The organism is Solibacillus isronensis, from assembly GCF_023715405.1.
Classification (GTDB): domain Bacteria; phylum Bacillota; class Bacilli; order Bacillales_A; family Planococcaceae; genus Solibacillus; species Solibacillus isronensis_B.
Map to the genome: position 1 here is coordinate 485,775 of NZ_JAMBOC010000001.1, position 19,616 is coordinate 505,390.

A 19,616-nucleotide genomic window follows, 5' to 3' on the forward strand; every position below is an offset into this window, starting at 1 on the left:
GGTTTAGTGGATAAACGTTCAATTTCGGATTTGCAACACAAGCTAAAGGATGAAAAGGGGATTCATACGGATTTCCGTGAAGAAATGACGTACAGCGATTATTTGAGTCTGGCCCCTCTTTTAAACAGTCAAAATCGTCTTTCCGACCATCATGATGAGATGCTGTTTATTATTATTCACCAGGTGAGTGAACTGTGGATGAAGCTCATCATCCACGAAATGCGCGGTGCGATACAAGCGATTGAAAAAGGTGAAATGCAGCCAGCATTTAAAATGCTCGCACGCGTATCGAAAATCCAAATGCAGATTATTCAGGCGTGGGATGTATTAGCAACGATGACTCCGGCGGAATATTTGGAGTTTCGGGATGAACTGGGGAAAGCATCGGGGTTCCAAAGTTATCAGTATCGCTTAATCGAATTTGCACTTGGCTATAAAACACCATATATACTCAAAATCTATGAGAAAGAACCGGACATTCTCGCAGTTCTTAAAGAGGCGTACGATGCGCCGAGTATTTATGATGTAGCGATTCAAGCATTGGCTAAAGCAGGATTGCCAATAACTGAAGCTTTGCTAAATCGTGATTTTTCGGTAGTATATAGTGGTGACGATTCTGTTGCCGCCGCATGGAAGACCGTCTATGAAAATATCGATAAATACTGGGATTTATACCAGCTTGGTGAAAAGCTTGTCGATATTGAAGATTCCTTGCAGCAGTGGCGTTTCCGTCATATGAAAACGGTCGAGCGCATCATTGGCTTTAAAGTGGGCACAGGTGGCTCATCAGGGGTCAATTATTTGCGAAAAGTGCTCGATCACCGCTTTTTCCCGGAACTTTGGGATTTGCGGACAGTACTATAGCTTAGGTTAGACAGATGAGTGGAGTGAGACAGATGGAGAAGAGTAAAGGACAGTGGTCAAGTAAGTTAGGATTTGTATTAGCGTCAGCGGGCGCAGCGATTGGGCTCGGGGCAATTTGGAAAATGCCTTATGTAGCCGGTCAAAGTGGAGGTGGCGCATTCTTCCTGATTTTTGTGCTGCTGACATTAATTATCGGGCTGCCAATGCTTTTATCGGAATATATTATCGGGCGTGCCACACAAAAAGAGGCGGTTACTGCCTATAAAGTATTGGCGCCGAATACGAAGGCTTGGGCTTGGATTGGTAAGCTCGGCATTATTGGCTGTTTCTTATTATTATCGTTTTACAGTGTAGTTGGCGGCTGGATTTTTGTTTACAGCGGAGTTTCGGTTGTGGGAGAAGTTATCGCGCCGACTGTGGAACCAGGGGCATTTTTCGGACAAGTAACAGGTACACCTTGGATTGCTTTACTCGGTTTGGGATTGTTTACATTGGCGAATGTTGTAATCATTGCGCTTGGTGTTCAAAACGGGATTGAAAAGGCAAATAAATTCATGATGCCGTTACTGTTTATTATGTTCTTCGTTTTAGTTGTAAGAGCCGTAACATTGGACGGAGCAATGGAAGGGATTAAGTTTTTCCTGTATCCGGACTTTTCGAACATTACCGGTGAATCAATTTTGTATGCGTTAGGGCAATCATTTTTTGCGCTGGCTGTTGGATTCTCATGTTTAGTTACATATAGTTCTTATTTAAAGAAAGATGTGAGCTTACCGAATTCAGCAGGTTCTGTTGTAGGATTAAGTATTTTCGTATCGTTCTTGGCGGGACTGGCGATTTTCCCGGTTGTTTTTGCCTTTGATATGGAAGTGGCGAGCGGACCACCATTATTGTTCATGGTATTGCCTGCAGCGTTCTCGCAAATGCCGTTTGGTGAACTGTTTTTAGCGCTATTCTTAATTCTGTTTTTATTTGCAACATTAACGTCAGCGTTTAGTATGTATGAAATTATCGTTGCTGCCATTATTGAAAAATGGAAAATTAGCCGTGCAAAAATTACAATCATCATCGGTATCTTTGTATTTATCGCTTCGATTCCTTCGACATTAACGTACAGTACATTAGGTGATGTTTCGATTTTTGGACGCAATATTTTTGATTTCACCGACTTTTTAGTTTCGAATATCATTTTACCGGTCGGCAACTTGCTAATCGCGATTTTTATAATGCATATTATGGATAAAAATCTTGTGAAAAGCGAGCTGTTGCAAGGAAGTAAAATGGGTGAAGGCTTTTATAAAACATATCGCTTTTTAATGACCTTCGTTGTACCGACAGTCATTGTCGTGGTTCTTGCATATTTAGTCATTCAATATTAGGGGTGAAGCCATGTGGATTGATATTACACAGACGATGAAAAATGGGATGCCGAACTGGCCGGGGGATACACCGTTTTCTTTTGAAGTCGGGTTTACGAAACAACAGACGGGCTCGGTCAATATCGGGCGAATCACGACTTCGCTGCACACGGGTACACATGCAGATGCACCGTTTCATTTTAACAGTGAAGCTGAGACAATCGAGCAATTGGATGTAAATGTGTATATCGGTGACTGCGTGATTGTGGATTGTATTGGGCAGGAAGTCATTACAGCTCAGTCTTTGGCATCGATGGATTTCCATAGTGTAAAGCGTGTACTATTTAAAACAGTGGAACAGCTCGGTGAAGAATTTCCGGGAACCATTCCCGTAATTTCTCCTGATGTCGCGCCATTTTTAAAAGAGCGCGGTGTAATATTGCTTGGCATTGACAATCCTTCCGTTGATCCGTTGGACAGCAAGGAAGTATTGGCACATCATAAGTTGTACGAACATGGCATTCATATTCTGGAAGGGCTCGATTTAAGGCAAGTTCAGCAAGGTATTTATGAACTGATCGCACTGCCGCTAAAAATAGCAGGTGCTGACGGTGCACCTGTTCGTGCGGTCGTTCGTAAAAAAGTTGATTCAGCAGAATAATGATGAGAAGCTCACGATTAAATATTCGTGAGCTCTTTTTTTGAAAATTTTCCCTTCTCAATACAAAAGTCCATTGTATTGTATAAAAAAGGGTTGTAATATATACCTATAAACTATTATGGAAATAACCAATTGTTCCTAGGAGGAAAACAGCTTGAAGAAACGCAACGGAAAAGTTAATTGGATTCATCAACTCAATCTAATTATTACGATAGTATTGGCAATTTTAATTGTTTCACCACTTGTTATTGCAAATGGTTTTAGTAATTCAATCCCTTATGTGATTGCAGGGGGCGGTGTCATTTTATTATCGTCGGCCAATTATTTCCTGAATATATCCAACTTCGCCAAAGGTTTAATTTTTGTACTGATACCAGCATTTGTCGTATTTTTATTATTTTACCTGGATGGATATTCTATAAATAAACATTACATGCTGCTTGTAACATTTATTATGTGTGCAATGTATTTTAATGAACGAATGATTAAAATATTTTTACTGATCGCCAGTATTTCTTATATTTTATTATACATAGCAGTACCGGAAAATTTATTAGGGGTAAATGCAAATCTCTCGGTATTTATTACGATTTTTGTAAGTATGACAGGCTGTAACTTTTTGCTTTACCGATTAACACAATGGGGCAACAAATTAATAAAGGATGCCCAGGAAAAAGAGCGGGAAGCGAATGAACTGTTAGAAAATTTATCCTCTATTTTAAATAAAATTGAGGAAGGTTCAAACCAGCTTGCTTCTAGCATTACACATGTAAATGACAATGTTGGTACATTGAATGTAGCGAGCGAGACGATTTTACAGTCTTCGAATCAAATGGCAGCAGCTATTCATAATGAAGCGGGGATGATTCAGCAGATTAATGAACAAATGATTTTATCGCATGATAATATGGTGAAAACGAAGGAGTCCTCTGAATCGACTGTAAAGGATTCGGATGAAGTGCAAGTAGCGATTGAACAGAGCTGGAAACAGGTACATGATGTGACAGCGGATATGGCAACATTAAGTGACTCTATTGATTTAACGACAACGACAATTGACAATATGCAAGAGAGCCTTGCGAATGTCAATAACCTGTTAAATGGTATTAAAGCCATTGCTGATCAAACGAATTTGCTGTCTTTAAATGCCTCAATTGAAGCGGCAAGAGCAGGGGAGCACGGGAAAGGTTTTGCCGTTGTTGCAGAAGAAGTGAAAAAACTGGCGGAAGAGAGTGCGAATATTGCAACGAGTATTACCGTTGTTACTCAGCAGCTGCTTGAACGAGCAACAACTGCCCAGTTAAAAGCATATGAAGGAAAAGAAGCGGTCCATTCAAGTGTTGGCACATTGAACAATATTACTGGTTCATTTGATGGCATTAAGCAATCATTTAATGGTATTCAAGGGAAAATTAATCAAAACATGTCGATCATTTCGTATACGAACGAACTTGTTGAAGAAGTAATGAATCAAATTGAAAATCTGTCCGCTATTTCTGAAGAAAATGCCGCTATGACTGAAGAAATCGCGAGTTCAATACATGAAGAGCATGTCATGATGAAATCAATTGCAGATGCGAGTAATGAACTTCAGCAATTGCAAAGCGAATTGGCGGAAATTACGAAGCGACAATAAGTAGAAACCGCAAACAAAAAGGGAAGCGTCCAAACTTAACGGACATTTCCCTTTTTAGTTATTCTACTTCTATTGCAATACTATCTGTCACATCACCGTTGCCAAAGCGCGCCATACTGGAAATGATATATTTTCCTTTTTCCTTTGGGGCAGTAAAGCGTGTCGATGTGGCAATTTCTTTATAATCGTAATCTTTAATCCATTGTTGTATGGATACACTCGTTACATTCTGACTATATTGAAACTCCAGTTCTTCCCCTGGCTGTACTTTTACGTAAGGGGTATTTTGCGTACTTATAATTTCATGCGGGGCAGCAGTATCCACACACTCTGCTTCACCTGCTGAATGCCAGCAATAGCTTCCTCGAACTGTTTCAATCGTCTGTTCATTCGTTGCTGCTGTTACGTCAGGAATTACCGTCACTTCATTTTGGGCCATAAAATAACGGCCAATTATAACAAGAATTATGATGGCGATAATGAGAAATAAACGATTTACATTTTTCATCCGGATGTTTCACCTCAATGTAATTTATAAGTAGGTTGTTGTTCAAGTTGTCTTCGGATAACGAAATAAATCGCAATAAGTACCGCCAAATACAGGAGAAGTCCAAATGTGGCTAAATAATTGTGATCAACCAACATTCCGATAACGAGAAAAATGAAAGTCACACTGAAAAATCCTAAATAGATTCTTTTCGTAATCGTAAATTTTAATCTGTTGGCGATGATAAATAGAATACTATGTAACACTAAAAGGTAAACCCATTCCCATTGTATGAAAAATTCTATATTAATCAGTATGTTCATTATACAAAAACCAATCGCGGCCAGTATGGCATCTTTAGACTTTTTAAAGGAAAAACCAAGAAATACTAGGACTCCGATTGTAAAGCCGATTGTATAAAATTCAGGAAGAGCCAAATAGAAAATCGAATTAATATCGAGCAAAGCTGAGATTGTTGCCAGTGTAATGACAATTGGTCTTAAGTTGAGCTTTAAAACAAGCACAATAAATAATATAAATAGAGCAAATATGACGAGCGCTAAAGGCAGCTCCAGATTTTCTATGCGTTGAGAAGCGACATAGACTAAATTGGTGATAAAAGCAAATAGTAAAAAGAGTAGGATGCTTTTCGAATCATTGTTTTTCATAAGTTTTCCCCAGTTCCAAAGGATTGTGAAGAAGGCATTAAAACAAAAACTATGCAAATCGCTAAGGAATTTGCATAGTTTTTATAAAAAAGTTGAATTAGTAAAACTAGACATGCCTCTATCTACATCTTACTAAAATTTGAAATATAAGTCTATTTAAAATTTTCCAGCCATGTGATAATGAAGTTGCGCAAAAAAGTCATAACGTTATGGTGAAACGAGGAGAAAAATGAAGCAAAATATTTATGATAATGCCTTATTTTTTAAAGGATATGAAGAAATTCGAAATCGGAAATTCAATTATAACAATTTGCTGGAGCGGCCCAATTTTTTAGTGTTAATGCCGGATGTTAAAGGGAAAATATTGTTAGATTTAGGATGTGGAAAAGGGGAGTTTGCAAATGACTGTGTTTTAAATGGGGCACAGCATGTCGATGCAATCGATATTTCGGATAACATGATTACCGCAGCAAAAGAGCGCTATAGAAGTGTTCGTCTCCATTTTCAAAATATTTCAATTGAAGACATTCAATTAGAGGAAACGTATTATCATCTCATTACAAGTGCATTGGCACTACATTATGTGGCAGATTTTGAAGGGGTAATACAAAAGGTAAGTCAAGCATTATGTCCGGAAGGGGTATTCCTATTTTCTATTGAGCATCCAATATCGACTGCAAATAAAGGTGTGGAGCAATGGATTTTGGACGAGACGCGCACAATCTCTCATTTTGCAGTTGCTCGTTACCGGGATGAAGGGAAACGAACACAAAATTGGCTCGTAGATCATGTCGTGATGTATCATCGCACAATAGAAACAATTATTAATACATTAATTATTAATGGGCTGCAAATCGAGAAAATAGTGGAGCCAATGCCGACAGACGAAGCAATCGAATTACTACCAAGTCTACAAAAAGAACAGCATCGCCCTTCTTTTTTAATCGTGAAGGCGAGAAAAACAATATAAAAAATAAAGCGCAGAAATAAATCTGCGCTCCATTTAATTATTGCTTGTTATTCCATTAGTCATTAAAACGGTCATCGTCTAGATCTTCTTCGTACTTAATAATATCTCCAGTTTTTGCATCGATTTCAAAATCGTATTCCATTTTACCGTTACGGATTTCGATTTCATAGATCAGACGGTTATCATCTTCATCCAATTCAATGTCTGTTACTGTTCCTTTTGCTTTTGCTTGAGCAATTTCAATTGCCTGCTTTTCAGTAATGATAGCAGAATTGTTCACTGAATCTGTTGCTTTTACTGTATCGTCTGTTTTTACTGCTTTCACTGTACTAATTTTTTCACGTTCCGTTACTACCGCTTTACCTGTGCCAGCATTCACTTCAACTTCGATTTTTTCATTGTTTTTCACGATGTCGATTTCATAATGTGGTGTGCGGTCATCGCTATCATATTCAAAACCGATAATTTCTCCGTCCAATTGTTTTAACGCGATTTTCTTTGCCTCACCAGCTGAAATACTTGGGTTGTTTTCGGCTTGCGCAAATAAATCAGATTGTGCGAATACAGCACCTCCACCAATTGCTACTAGTAATGCAGGGATTGCTAAAAATTTTTTATTCATATTCACTCGCTCCTTTTCTTGTTTGTAATGTCAGTATAACGAGCGAATATGAAAACGGTCTGAGAGAATTATTAGAAATTGATGAGAAAATTAATCATCATATTTTATCACGATAATTTCACCGGTAATGGCATGTACTTGAACAGTAACATCATCTTCTTGTTCAATCTCCACAAAATAAATGCCACCTTCCGCATTTTTTACAAACTCAACAGAATCGACTTCACCAGGTACTTCCTTTAAAGCAATGTCTACAGCTTGCTCTTTTGAAAGTAACGGCTTTGTAGCATTTTCAGCTGGCTTATTTGCTGTGGCTTGTTCCTCTTTTGGTGTTTCCGAATTCGTTTGCTCCTCGGATTGTTTATTTTCATTTTTATGAATAAGCTTCAACTCGGTAAATTGCCCTGTTACGGCATTTACATTCACTTCAAAAATCGAACCGTCTTTATTGAAAGAAGCGACAAAATGATCTTTTTCTTTGACCAATGTTTGGACTTCCGCATTATAAATATCTTTAATTTTCAATTCCAGTTCATTCGTGTTCAGTTCATGCGGTGTTGATAATTGCTTGACTGTCAGTGTAATGAAAAATCCGATTAGGATGACAGCGATGCATAGTATAATCCATTTAGCTTTCATGCTGTGCACCTCCTGAAAGTGGAACAATGAGTAAAATGGTCGTTCCTTTTCCCAGTTCGCTGTCGATGGAAACCTCGGCATTTAAACGATTTGCGAGTTCCTTTGCAATCGATAGGCCAATGCCGGTGCCGCCGGTTTTCCGGTTTCGGTCTTTATCAACCCGGTAAAAGCGGTGGAACAAATTCGGAAGATCCTCTTTAGGTATACCAACACCAAAATCCTGAATGGAAATGTGCAAATCATTTTTCACAGAGGCGTGGATTTTAATGACATCATCACTGTATTTTCGTGCATTATCGATAAAGATAAAGAGCAGCTGTTTTAATTTTGCTTCATCTGTTGTAATTTCAACGTCAGGAATGTTAACGAGAATCTCACGATGATAGGCGGTTTTTATACTTTGCACAATCTGCTCGATAAAAGGCTGCAATGCAAATGTCGTCATATTGATCTTCGTCATTTCATTCGTCTTTGCCAGTGCGAGCATTTGTTCAATCATTGCCTTCATGTTGGTTGTCTCTTTTAAAATTGCTTCCAATGCTTCTTCCGTAATTTTCGCGTCTTGTGTGCCGCGGCGTTTTAACAGCTTCGTATAGCTTTCGATGACGGTTAATGGTGTTTTCAGTTCATGTGAAGCGTTGCCGACAAATTGCTGCTGTTTGTCATGGGCATCTTCCAACTGTGCCATTAAATGATTGTACGTCGTGGCCATTTGTGCAATTTCATCGTTTGATTGCTTGCGGACCGGGATTTGCTCATAGCTGGACTGCTGAATATTCTTTTCCATCGTCGTCGTCAGTTGCTGAACAGGTTTTACAATCAGTCGAACAAATAGCTGACTCGCCAAATAAATCGGAATGAGTGCAACAAGTGTCATCAGCACTAAGATTATTAGCAGCCGGTTCATATTTTCGGTAATTGTCGGCAATGGCTGGATCAGCTTTGCCTCGGCAATTTCATCATTCGGCAAAATAATAGGCGTAGCAAGCGCGATATGAGGGATATCACGTATTGTTTTTTCCGTGTAATGCTGGGACGGATCAAGTTCATAATCAATTTGTTCGGATGTTTTTTGAAGCCTTTTAATTGTATTACCTGCGCTGTCATGAACGATGATCGCGCCGTCAGTCGGAAGATATGCTCCGAAAATCGAATCGATTCCATCTGTTGTGTCCAGTGCGCTAATGGCAGTCGTTAATTCATTTGCCCGTGCCTGTAATTGTTCAGCCTCTGTTGAAAAGGCAAATTCTTTATACAAATAATAAATACCAGTAAAACTGCCGATTAATATAACCGAAGTCAATAACATGGAAAACAGATTCACTTTCGTATTAAGTTTCATTTGTCGCTTCCTTTAATACATAGCCGACACCGCGAACAGTATGTAGCAGTGACGGTAAATTCAGATTTACCTCTAGTTTTTGACGCAAATATCGTACATATACGTCAACTACATTTGTATCCCCGTAATAGTCAAATCCCCAAACCGCATTCAGCAGCTGCTCACGGGACTGCACAAGTTTCGCGTGCTTCATAAAATGCAGCAGCAAGTCAAACTCACGGGGAGTCAAATCGATTTGCTGTGCTTGTCTTGTGACTTCACGTGTTTGCTCATTTAATGATAAATCCTGAAATGTGTGGACAGTCGAAGTTATTGCTTCAGGAGCAGATTTGTGTGAAAATCGCAACGCCACGCGAATTCGTGCAAGCAGTTCATCGAATTCAAAAGGTTTTGTTATATAGTCATTTGCCCCGTAATCAAGCCCTGTCACTTTATCTTCTATATTACTTTTAGCAGTCAGTAAAAGGACCGGAACGGTTTCGTTATGTTTGCGAATTCGTTTTAGCACTTCCAAACCGTTCAGCTCCGGAAGCATCACATCAAGCAATATTAAATCATATTCGTCTTCATGAAATTTCAGCAAACCGTCCGTGCCGGTATGGGCGATAGTTGTTTCGTAGCCTTCAAATCCCAGTTCCAGCTGTAATACACGTGCAATCTGCTGTTCATCTTCCACAATTAAAATTTTAGACATGCAAACACCTACTTCTATCTGTTTTGTATCCATCGTATTGTAAAAGAGGCGGTATTGGCAATGGAGAAATGTTATTCGTTGAAAAATGATCGAAAAGGGGTAGCGATGCTTGGGTTAAAACTTCCATTTCATGTTACTCTATTTACAGGAGGTGTAAAATAATGGATTATATTGAATTGAAAAACTTCAAGCTGCGCTATTTTATACTGTTTGCGATTGGTATATTCATAGCAAGTTTTATCTTGTTATTTGTAACCGATATTCCAGCCAGTGAAGAGTGGATTACATTTTTTGTTTCGGTCAGCTGTTTAGTGTATTTGCTGTATCAAACAAAAAAATGGAATTTCACATACAATGAACAGCCGATTCATACTACAATGACAAAAGGGCGCTGGGCAAAGTATTTATCAATTACAGCAAGCTTCCAACTGATCACTGTTGTGTTTACAGCGATTTTGTTAACGATTGTATATCTTGTTTTTGAAGAGCATATACGGGAACTGTTTTCATTCTTTCCGATGATGGATTTGGAAGAAGTGCGTCCATCGCTACTCGTATACGTCCTGTTTTTTATTAATATTTGCATTCTTGCACCGATTTATGAGGAAATGTTATTCAGAGGGATCTTGCTTCGTCGTTTCACATTGCGATGGAGCCCGCAAAAGAGTATTATTATTTCTTCTATTATATTTGGCATTATCCACCTCAACCCAATCAATATTGTATTTGCTTTTGCATTAGGCTGTGTGCTTGGCTATACTTACCTTAAAACTAAAAATATCGTGATACCAATGTTATTACATAGTTTTAATAATTTCCTGGCATATATTCAGTTTGTTTATACAAATCAAACGACAGAAATGGATTTACCGACAACAGAAGCTGCCCAACAAGGATTGTTGATAAATGTGGCGTTCTTTTTCATATTGTCGGCTGTAATTATATTCTTGCTCGTCAAATACTATAAAAATTTCCGTCAGCTAAAAAATCCGGCATCAAAGTTGGATGAGCAAACGGATATCGAAACGGTTTAGCTAGTAATGTATAAAATAAAATCGCTCATTTTGCTGAATAAGGCAAAATGGGCGATTTATTATTTTCTCACTTTATTTAATATTACACGTTAAGCATTTGTCCGAACACGCCTTGGTTTTCAATTAGTTGTTGGCGTTTTCCTTGTTCGATGATTTTTCCTTGATTTAAGACGATGACATAGTCGACTTTCCGGATTGTATTCAGGCGGTGGGCGATGATGAAGCTCGTACGGTCCTCCATCAGCTTCTCGAGTGCTTCCTGAATATGCAGCTCCGTCACAGTGTCGATACTGCTTGTCGCTTCATCCAATAATAAAATTTTCGGATCTGCCACAAACGCACGGGCAATCGATAACAGCTGTTTTTGTCCTTGAGAGATCTGGCTGCCGTCCGCACTTAAAATCGTATCGTATTTTTCCGGCAGCTTATCGATAAAGGTATGGGCATTCGCTTTTTTCGCAGCCTCATAGATTTCCTCATCTGTTGCATCAAGCTTTCCGTAGCGGATATTTTCTTTAATCGACATTTCAAATAGGAACGGATCCTGTAGGACGAATGCCATTTGACTGCGCAAACTCGCTTTTGAAATTTCTTCTATTTCCATATCGTCAAATACAATCTTCCCGTCCGTTTTCTCATAAAGTCCGGTCAACAGCTGCATAATCGTTGTTTTCCCGGCACCAGTTTGACCGATTAGTGCAACCGACTGCCCCGATTTCACCTCAAAGGATACATTTGAGAGGGTAGGGGAGGAAGCTTGTGCATCATACTGGAACGAAACATTTTGGAAACGCACATTCCCGAGCAGTTCCACATTTTCCCCTTCAATTTCATCCTCATTTTCATCCATGATCAAGAAAACACGTTCCGCTCCGGCCAATGCTGAAAGGACGGTGTTGAACTGGTTGGCCAAATCATTTAAAGGACGGGTAAACTGTCGGGCATATTCCGTGAAAATAATAATAGTACCGATTGAGATATGACCGTAATAGGCAAATAAACCACCGGCTAATGCCACGATCGCAAAGCTTAAACTGTTTAATGTGTTCATCACTTTCGGAATGAACCCGGAATACGTTAATGCCCAAAAACCAACTGTGCGGATGCGTGTATTTTTCTCGTCAAATTGACGCAGCATTTCCGTTTCCTGTGAAAAGGCTTTAACGACATGCTGACCGGTAATGGATTCTTCGATTAATCCGTTCATTTCCCCGATTGCTGCCTGCTGCTGTTTAAATAGTAGACTTGTGCGTTTAGTAATCCAGCGCATCCCGTAGAACATAAGAGGTACGATCAGCATTGTGATCAGTGTCAATAAGGGACTGAGCCAAAGCATAACGGCAACCGTACCTGTTAATGTCAAAATACTTGATACAACCTGGATAAAGGCACTGTTTAATGTCGAGCTGATTGTTTCAATATCGTTCGTCGCACGGCTCATTAATTCCCCGTGTTTTCGTTTATCGAAAAAGCGAAGAGGGAGCTTGAAAAAGTGACCATATAGCTGTGTACGAATTCGAAATACAGTTTGCTGGGCGATGCCGACCATCCAATAGTTTTGGAAATAGCTCGCCAAACTATAAAGTAAATATACGACCGCCAGCCCGTATAGCCAATAGGAAAGCTGGCTAAGTGAACTGCCATCAATAAACTGGTCGATCAGCCGTCCGATGATGAATGGTCCGATCAACGCGAACGCTGAACTTAACACGACAAGCAGCAGAACGAAAAACAGGAGCATTTTCTGTTCGGCTACAAAATCGAAAATACGCTTCAATGTATACGTCCAGTTTTGGGCACGTTCACCTTTTTTCTTCTTGCCGCTTGCATTTTTGATTTGTTCTTTTGTAATGATCGGTTCATAGTTGAAAAACTTCATTAGGCAAGCACCTCCTGCTGTGAAGCTACAATTTTCGCGTAAAGACCGTTCGTTGCCATTAATTGTTCATGTGTGCCAAACCCATGTAGCCGGCCTTCTTCAATAAGCAGTATACGATCGGCCGTTTGTGCTGTCTGGATTTTTTGGGTTACAACGAGCATTGTGATAGCCTCCTGATCGAGTGCCTCCCATAATTTCTGCTCTGTCGCGACATCGAGCGCTGAAGTACTGTCATCTAATATCAATAATGATGCCGGTTTTAACAGGGCACGGGCAATAGCTAGACGCTGTTTTTGACCACCGGATAAGTTAATACCACGCTGTCCAATCATCGTCTCATACTGTTCATCAAAGCTTTCGATTGAGTGATGAATTTGCGCTTTTTTCGTCGCGTCAATAATTTGCTCAATTGTCGCATCATTTTGCCCCCAGCGTAAATTGTCCACAATTGTACCTGAAAACAGAAGGGATTGCTGCGGGACATAGGAAATTGAGCGGCGTAACTGCTGCAGCGGGATATCCTTTATATTTTGATCATTAATAAAAATGTCACCACTATTCGGTTCGTAAAAATGCTCAACCAATTGTAAAATAGTCGATTTTCCAGAGCCGGTTGCCCCCATAATGGCTATTTTTTCACCGCTTTCAATTGAAAATGACAAGTTTTGAAGTGTATACTGCTCCGTTGTTGGATAATGGAATGAGACATTGTCAAAACGAATCGAGAAGTTTTCAAGGACAGGGGCTTCATTTTTCTGAACTTCCTCTATACCTTCCTCGACGTTTAAAATCTCTTCGATACGCTCAGCAGACGCTTTGGCGCGGGCATAAGCAATAATGATAAATGAAAAAATAGAAAATGATGCTGTCATACGGAATGCATAGTTAATAATAGCGGCCAAGTCACCGGCAAGAATATCATTGTCACGGATCGCATCTGCACCAACCCAAATGACAATAAGCAAACTAATATTCATAACAAACTGAAGAACAGGCAATGCAATTTCCATAACACGAGTCGCTTTGATCGTATCGAATTTCAAATTTTCTGCAACGGATAAAAAGCGGCTTTCTTCATACTGACCACGCATATATGCTTTAATCAATCGGACAGCCTGCAATCCTTCCTGAAGCTGGCGGTTCACAAAATCAAGACGTTGCTGTACTTGTGCGAACAGCTTGATTCCGACTGATACCATCCATACAAGGAAGATAAGCAGAAACGGAAAACTGACACATAAAATGAGCGCAAGTTTCGCATTGATGACAAATGCCATTATAAGCGAACCAACAGTCATTAGAGGTGCTTTCATCGCAATCCTCAGCATCATAAAGACGATGTTCATCGTTTGTGTAACATCGCTTGTCAGGCGCGTAATAAGCCCGGAAGTAGGGAATGTCAGGTAGGTCGCCATCGTCAGTGATTGTATTTTACTGTACAATGCTTTGCGTATATCAAAACCGAAACTATGGGCGACATGCGCGGAGAAGAAGGAGTTGAGTACTCCGCTGATGAATGAGAATAGGGCTAAAGCAAATAAACAGCCACCCCAAAATGCGACATTATGTAAATTTTCTTCAAGAAGGCCTTCATTAATCATTCTCGCCATGAACAGCGGCTGTATCAGATCGCTCGCAAGTTCCAATAGCATGAGAAAAAAGGCGATTGCTGCTGGCCATTTATAGCGCCTCATAAATTGAAAAATCGTTTTCATATGTTAACTCCTTATAATGAATTCACTGAATTTTAACTCTATTATGCCATTTCATCTATTGGAACTCAATGAAAATATTTCGAGACTCTAAATATATTAAAGCCATTAAAAAAGGGGAGTTATCGTAAAAGTGAATTTCCTTTTACATAACTCCCCGAGTTTTCAATTAATCATGTACTAATGTTTGGGCAACAGACGGATTTTTCTCGACTTCATGCAGCTTGTTGAAAGATGCGATTGCTACTTCCACCATTTCGTCTTTTGGCTCTTTTGTTGTTAACAGTTGCAGCCATAATCCAGGGTAGCCCAAGAAACGTAAAACCGGAATTTCACGAACGGCATTTGTCGCCTGTAATACTTCAAAAGAAATACCGATGACAACCGGGATTAGTAAAATACGGCTTACAAGACGAACCCAAAGCGGATCAACAGGTACGAAGAAATATGTAAACATACCTACAATTACGGTAAATAAAATAAAGCTTGAACCGCAACGATAATGAAGTCGTGATTGTTTTTGAACATTTTCGACCGTTAAGTCAAGACCTGCTTCATAGCAGTTAATTACTTTATGCTCGGCACCATGGTACTGGAAAACACGTTTAATCAACGGCGTCATCGAAATGATTTGCAAATAGGCAAGAAGCAAAACTAATTTAAAGCCGGTTTCGATAAAAATTTGAACCATTTTGCCTGGGAACCAAGGTTTTAAAAATTCTGCCAAAAACATCGGCACTAATGTGAAGACAAATTTACCGAATAAAAATGAGAGCACACCAATAACGGCTACTCCTAAAATCATCATTAACTTCGATGGCTCTTCACCACTGTTTTCCTCTTCTTCGCCTGGTGTAACATCATAGCGGTCAGAAGCAAATTGCAAATGGCGCGACCCAAATCCTGCCGATTCGATTAATGCGACAACCCCGCGTACGAACGGAATTTTCTTCAGCTTTTGAAAAATAGGCTTTTTCTCTTTTTTTACATGGAAATAATCGATGGAATCGTCATTTCGACGGATTGCCGTTACCATATGATCTTGACCAGTGAACATAACACCTTCTAAAAGCGCTTGCCCACCATATACTGGCGCATTATTACTCACTTGCTCGACACCACTCTCTTATAAAATTTCAATCTATTTTTAGACGGGAGAATGGAATCTATCCATCTCTTTTCTTTGTTATACCCTCATATTGTACTAAATTTTGGAGAAAAGCACTATCCATTCGAATAGTTTTTTTACATTCGGTCATACTGAGTCAAAAAAAGGAGTTTTTGTCATGCATTTGTTTGTCACGGCATTATTTACATCATTTATTGTGACAGTAAGCTTAAAAGGCTTGCACTTATTTCATTTTATTAAATGGCATCCGGTTTCATTTTTAAAAAAATTGGAATGGTTCGAATGGACGGCTTTTGAGCGTTGGGTCATTTTATTTTTAATTATAGCCATTGTTGCTTTTATATTGTTGGTTGTAACACAGCTGCTTGTTATGGTACCGCCTTTTTTACTTTCACTTATTTTAGGAATTGTCATTGCAGCAATACTGGAGTGGCAAATCTTAAATCTACCTATTGAATGGTCATCATTCAAAAAATTCTCGATCCCATTTTTCATTGTAGTTGTGACTTCGATGCGATTAATCGTAGAAACGGCCAGATACCGTACAATCACATTATTTCGTTAGTCGAAAGTATTGATGTCTGAAAAGTCTGTGATAAAATAGGGACAGTATAAAAAGAAGCGTTCACAATGAAGCTGCTTGTATTCAGGTCCCTTTTAAAGTGTATTTTCAGGGGCTTAAAGACATAGGAGTATTGCATCGCGTGACGCCAAAGTTTCTGTGAATGAAGGCAGGACAAATTTGCAGATCCGGCAATTTAATGGCCAACTGCAAGTTTTTACAACAAACAAAAGGGGAATGAAAACAGATGAAACTTACTAAACTACGTCAAGCACTAATCGAGAACAATGTCGAAGCAATACTCATTACGAATGAATACAACCGCCGTTATATGACAGGCTTCACTGGTACGTCTGGTGTAGCAGTCGTTTCACAGCAAGATGCTGTATTTATCACAGATTTCCGCTATACAGAACAAGCATCAGAGCAAGTAAAGGAATTCCGTGTAGTTCAGCATAGCGGACCGATCCATGAAGAAGTGGCAAAACAAGTGGCGGCAATGGGTGTAAAATCATTGGCATTCGAAAAAGATGCCATGCAGTATGGTACATATGAAGTATACAATTCGGCAGTGAATGTTGATTTCGTGCCAGTTTCAGGTTTAATTGAAAAAATTCGCTTGATTAAGACTGAAGAAGAGATTAATATTATTAAGGTTGCATGTGAAATTGCAGACAATGCATTTACACATATTTTAAATTTCATCAAGCCTGGCATTACAGAGCTTGACGTATCGAATGAATTAGAATTTTTCATGCGTAAACAAGGTGCTACAAGTTCTTCGTTTGATATTATTGTTGCAAGCGGATTACGTTCTGCATTGCCGCACGGTGTTGCGACAAACAAAGTTATTGAAACGGGCGATTTTGTAACACTTGATTTTGGTGCTTACTATAATGGATACATTTCGGACATTACACGTACAATCGCTGTAGGCCAACCATCAGATAAGTTGGTAGAAATGTACAATGCTGTGCTCGAGTCTCAGCTTCTTGCGCTTGAAAAAGTTGGTCCGGGTATGACAGGGATCGAAGCGGACGCTGTAGCACGAGATTATTTAAAATCAAAAGGCTTAGGTGAAGCGTTCGGTCACTCGACTGGTCACGGTATCGGCCTTGAAGTGCATGAAGGACCTGGGTTATCATTCCGTTCCAATACAGTGCTGGAGCCTAATATGGTTGTAACAATTGAACCGGGAGTATACATTCCTGGAATTGGTGGCGTTCGAATTGAGGACGATATTTTAATCACAAATACGGGTAATGAAGTACTAACACATTCGACTAAAGAATTAATCATTTTATAATTTGGAGGAAATAATTCATGATCTCAGTAAACGATTTCCGTACAGGTTTAACAATTATCGTTGACGGTAACTTATTCCGCGTACTAGAATTCCAACACGTAAAACCAGGTAAAGGTGCTGCATTCGTACGTTCTAAATTACGTAACCTACGTAACGGCAACGTAACAGAAAAAACTTTCCGTGCTGGTGAAAAAGTAGAAAAAGCAATGATCGAAAACCGCAAAATGCAATATCTATATGCACAAGGTGATGAGCACGTATTCATGGACTTAGAGTCATATGACCAAACAACATTAGCTGCTGCTCAAATCGAAGACGAACTTTACTACTTATTAGAGAACATGGAAGTTCATATCCAAACATATTCAGGTGAAATGTTAGGTCTTGAATTACCAAATACAGTAACTTTAGAAGTTGCTGAAACAGAGCCTGGTATTAAAGGCGATACAGCTTCAGGCGGTTCAAAACCAGCTAAAATGGAAACTGGATTAATGGTAAACGTACCATTCTTCGTTAACCAAGGCGACAAATTAATCATCAACACAACTGAAGGTACTTACGTTTCACGCGCATAATTGCACTAAAACAAAAGTGATAAAGGCAGGGGTATTGTAGGAATACAATATTTCTGTCTTTTTTGTTGTGCTGCTTTAGAAAAGCAATGAAAAATATCCCAAATTATAGCTTGCTAATGGAAGGGTAGGTATAATCAAAGAAAGGAGTGGATTGTTTTTGATGGCAAAATTACCGATTGATAAACCGATTGTACAGGCACCAATGGCAGGCATTACAACCCCTGAATTTGTAGCGGCATGCTGTGAGGCAGGTGTATTAGGTTCAATTGGCGCAGGGTATTTGAACGGCGCAGAAACGAAGCAATTTATACAGGGAGTAAAAGCATTAACTGCAAAACCTTTTAATGTGAATCTGTTTGTACCGGAACAGCCGAAAACAGATCCCGAATTACTACAATATGCACGAGAGGCATTACAGCCCATCTATGAGGAGTTGAACATCGAAATTCCGGCAGCTATTCCAACAACCGACGTTTTTCAAGACCAAGTACAGGCAATTCTTGAAGAAGATGTAATGATCGTCTCCTTCACATTTGGTTTACCCGATGGCGAAACTGTATCAACACTTAAACAAAAGGGCGTATACTTGATCGGCACAGCAACTTCAGTGGAAGAAGCCAATGCAGTTGAACAGGCTGGACTGGATGCAGTCGTTGTCCAAGGAAAAGAAGCCGGCGGACACCGGGGGTCATTTATAGAACCAATGGCACTTCATTCAACTTCCGATCTGCTGAAAGCCGCAAAAGAAAATGTTTCAATCCCTGTCATTGCAGCAGGTGGAATTATGACTAAGCCACAAGTTACTGACATGCTTGCATTAGGGGCATCATATGTGCAAATCGGTACGGCGTTATTGACGGCTGCAGAATGTGGGGCTCCAAAACTACATAAAGAGGCAATTTTAAATTCCGGAGAACAAGCGACGACATTGACAAAAGCATTTACCGGCAAATATGCGCGCGGTTTGAGAAATAAATTTACCGAGCAATTAAAAGAAGCGACTACTGCTCCATATCCGGTCCAGCATTATTTGACACAGCCGATCCGAAAAGAAAGTGCCCGCCAAAACAACCGTGAATATATGTCTCTTTGGATGGGAGAAAATAGTTATTTGGCTAAAGAAGCATCCGTTAAAGAGATTATCGAAACTCTCTTACCGTAAAAAATTTTACACTGATGACAAAGGATAAAAACTTTCTCGTTAGTGTTTTTTTGTGCTTATTTGTTTGGATATTGCATATAGTTTCGTTAAGGAAGGAGGGCTTTATTGGAATTACAAGATGTGCTTCGTGTTGCAGGGATTGGGTTGATTATTGCACTTCTTCATTTATTCTTCGAGCATTTAGGAAAAAAAGAGTTTTCGTTTTTCTTGTTTTTCATTGCGTACCTATATATGACGATGGAATTAATTCGATTTTTGCGCTTGTTCTTTCAAGAAATTGTCGTATTTTTTCAATGGTTGACGGCAGTCTAGCTAA

At 39.4% G+C, this 19,616-nt stretch carries 20 protein-coding genes; 11 read left to right on the forward strand and 9 right to left on the reverse strand.

All coding sequences use genetic code 11. The features are described from left to right. Positions 1-6: 6 nt before the first annotated feature. From kynA to M3166_RS02395, 4 genes are all read left to right on the forward strand, one after another. Positions 7-864, forward strand: a complete 858-nt coding sequence (kynA, locus tag M3166_RS02380) for a tryptophan 2,3-dioxygenase (RefSeq protein WP_251686981.1) — start codon at positions 7-9, stop codon at positions 862-864. A gap of 32 nt (positions 865-896) precedes the next feature. Then, positions 897-2,243: a sodium-dependent transporter gene (locus M3166_RS02385; RefSeq protein ID WP_251686983.1), complete on the forward strand. Its 1,347-nt coding sequence runs from the start codon at positions 897-899 to the stop codon at positions 2,241-2,243. Between the two features lie 10 nt (positions 2,244-2,253). Next, positions 2,254-2,883 (forward strand): arylformamidase, encoded by a 630-nt coding sequence (gene kynB / locus M3166_RS02390; RefSeq protein WP_251686985.1) that lies wholly within the window; start codon positions 2,254-2,256, stop codon positions 2,881-2,883. Positions 2,884-3,037: 154 nt separating this feature from the next. Further along, positions 3,038-4,519 (forward strand): methyl-accepting chemotaxis protein, encoded by a 1,482-nt coding sequence (locus M3166_RS02395; RefSeq protein WP_251686987.1) that lies wholly within the window; start codon positions 3,038-3,040, stop codon positions 4,517-4,519. Between the two features lie 58 nt (positions 4,520-4,577). Here M3166_RS02395 and M3166_RS02400 read toward each other — a convergent pair whose 3' ends face one another. Both M3166_RS02400 and M3166_RS02405 read right to left on the reverse strand, forming a co-directional pair. Continuing rightward, positions 4,578-5,027: a cAMP-binding protein gene (locus M3166_RS02400; RefSeq protein ID WP_251686989.1), complete on the reverse strand. Its 450-nt coding sequence runs from the start codon at positions 5,025-5,027 to the stop codon at positions 4,578-4,580. A 14-nt stretch (positions 5,028-5,041) separates the two neighbouring features. Continuing rightward, entirely contained in the window at positions 5,042-5,674 is a 633-nt protein-coding gene (locus M3166_RS02405; RefSeq protein ID WP_251686991.1) for a heat-shock protein, read from the reverse strand. 229 nt (positions 5,675-5,903) lie between these two features. On the opposite strand from M3166_RS02405, the gene M3166_RS02410 reads away from it, so the two are divergent. Beyond that, positions 5,904-6,644 carry a class I SAM-dependent methyltransferase gene (locus tag M3166_RS02410; RefSeq protein ID WP_251686993.1) on the forward strand — a complete coding sequence of 247 codons (741 nt, stop codon included), beginning with the start codon at positions 5,904-5,906 and terminating at the stop codon, positions 6,642-6,644. A 55-nt stretch (positions 6,645-6,699) separates the two neighbouring features. On the opposite strand, the gene M3166_RS02415 is transcribed toward M3166_RS02410, so the two are convergent. The 4 genes from M3166_RS02415 to M3166_RS02430 form a co-directional block, all read right to left on the reverse strand. Next, positions 6,700-7,266 (reverse strand): PepSY domain-containing protein, encoded by a 567-nt coding sequence (locus M3166_RS02415; protein ID WP_251686995.1) that lies wholly within the window; start codon positions 7,264-7,266, stop codon positions 6,700-6,702. Between the two features lie 90 nt (positions 7,267-7,356). After that, positions 7,357-7,905 carry a PepSY domain-containing protein gene (locus tag M3166_RS02420; protein WP_251686998.1) on the reverse strand — a complete coding sequence of 183 codons (549 nt, stop codon included), beginning with the start codon at positions 7,903-7,905 and terminating at the stop codon, positions 7,357-7,359. Beyond that, on the reverse strand, positions 7,895-9,247 hold the full coding sequence (locus M3166_RS02425) for a sensor histidine kinase (protein ID WP_251687000.1): 1,353 nt from the start codon (positions 9,245-9,247) through the stop codon (positions 7,895-7,897). Before M3166_RS02425 ends, M3166_RS02420 begins: the two co-directional genes overlap by 11 nt. Further along, positions 9,237-9,941: a response regulator transcription factor gene (locus M3166_RS02430; RefSeq protein WP_251687002.1), complete on the reverse strand. Its 705-nt coding sequence runs from the start codon at positions 9,939-9,941 to the stop codon at positions 9,237-9,239. Before M3166_RS02430 ends, M3166_RS02425 begins: the two co-directional genes overlap by 11 nt. A 161-nt stretch (positions 9,942-10,102) precedes the next feature. Between M3166_RS02430 and M3166_RS02435 the strand changes: the two genes are divergently transcribed. Beyond that, positions 10,103-10,975 (forward strand): CPBP family intramembrane glutamic endopeptidase, encoded by an 873-nt coding sequence (locus tag M3166_RS02435; RefSeq protein ID WP_251687004.1) that lies wholly within the window; start codon positions 10,103-10,105, stop codon positions 10,973-10,975. An 82-nt stretch (positions 10,976-11,057) separates the two neighbouring features. On the opposite strand, the gene M3166_RS02440 is transcribed toward M3166_RS02435, so the two are convergent. The 3 genes from M3166_RS02440 to M3166_RS02450 all read right to left on the reverse strand — a co-directional run bounded on the left by M3166_RS02440 (position 11,058) and on the right by M3166_RS02450 (position 15,623). Next, entirely contained in the window at positions 11,058-12,854 is a 1,797-nt protein-coding gene (locus tag M3166_RS02440; protein ID WP_251687007.1) for an ABC transporter ATP-binding protein, read from the reverse strand. Continuing rightward, positions 12,854-14,569, reverse strand: a complete 1,716-nt coding sequence (locus M3166_RS02445) for an ABC transporter ATP-binding protein (protein ID WP_251687009.1) — start codon at positions 14,567-14,569, stop codon at positions 12,854-12,856. Before M3166_RS02445 ends, M3166_RS02440 begins: the two co-directional genes overlap by 1 nt. 166 nt (positions 14,570-14,735) lie before the next feature. Continuing rightward, positions 14,736-15,623, reverse strand: a complete 888-nt coding sequence (locus M3166_RS02450) for a DUF1385 domain-containing protein (protein WP_251689994.1) — start codon at positions 15,621-15,623, stop codon at positions 14,736-14,738. 229 nt (positions 15,624-15,852) lie between these two features. On the opposite strand from M3166_RS02450, the gene M3166_RS02455 reads away from it, so the two are divergent. From M3166_RS02455 to M3166_RS02475, 5 genes are all read left to right on the forward strand, one after another. Continuing rightward, the gene (locus M3166_RS02455) at positions 15,853-16,260 is read left to right on the forward strand and encodes a DNA helicase (RefSeq protein ID WP_251687012.1); all 408 of its coding nucleotides are present in this window, start codon (positions 15,853-15,855) and stop codon (positions 16,258-16,260) included. A 244-nt stretch (positions 16,261-16,504) separates the two neighbouring features. Then, on the forward strand, positions 16,505-17,563 hold the full coding sequence (locus M3166_RS02460; protein ID WP_251687015.1) for a M24 family metallopeptidase: 1,059 nt from the start codon (positions 16,505-16,507) through the stop codon (positions 17,561-17,563). 17 nt (positions 17,564-17,580) lie between these two features. Then, positions 17,581-18,138, forward strand: a complete 558-nt coding sequence (efp, locus tag M3166_RS02465) for an elongation factor P (RefSeq protein WP_008404273.1) — start codon at positions 17,581-17,583, stop codon at positions 18,136-18,138. Between the two features lie 157 nt (positions 18,139-18,295). Next, on the forward strand, positions 18,296-19,300 hold the full coding sequence (locus M3166_RS02470; RefSeq protein WP_251687017.1) for an NAD(P)H-dependent flavin oxidoreductase: 1,005 nt from the start codon (positions 18,296-18,298) through the stop codon (positions 19,298-19,300). 105 nt (positions 19,301-19,405) lie between these two features. Beyond that, a complete protein-coding gene (locus M3166_RS02475; RefSeq protein ID WP_251687019.1) occupies positions 19,406-19,612 on the forward strand; it encodes a stage III sporulation protein AC in 207 nt (68 codons plus the stop codon). Positions 19,613-19,616: the final 4 nt, after the last annotated feature.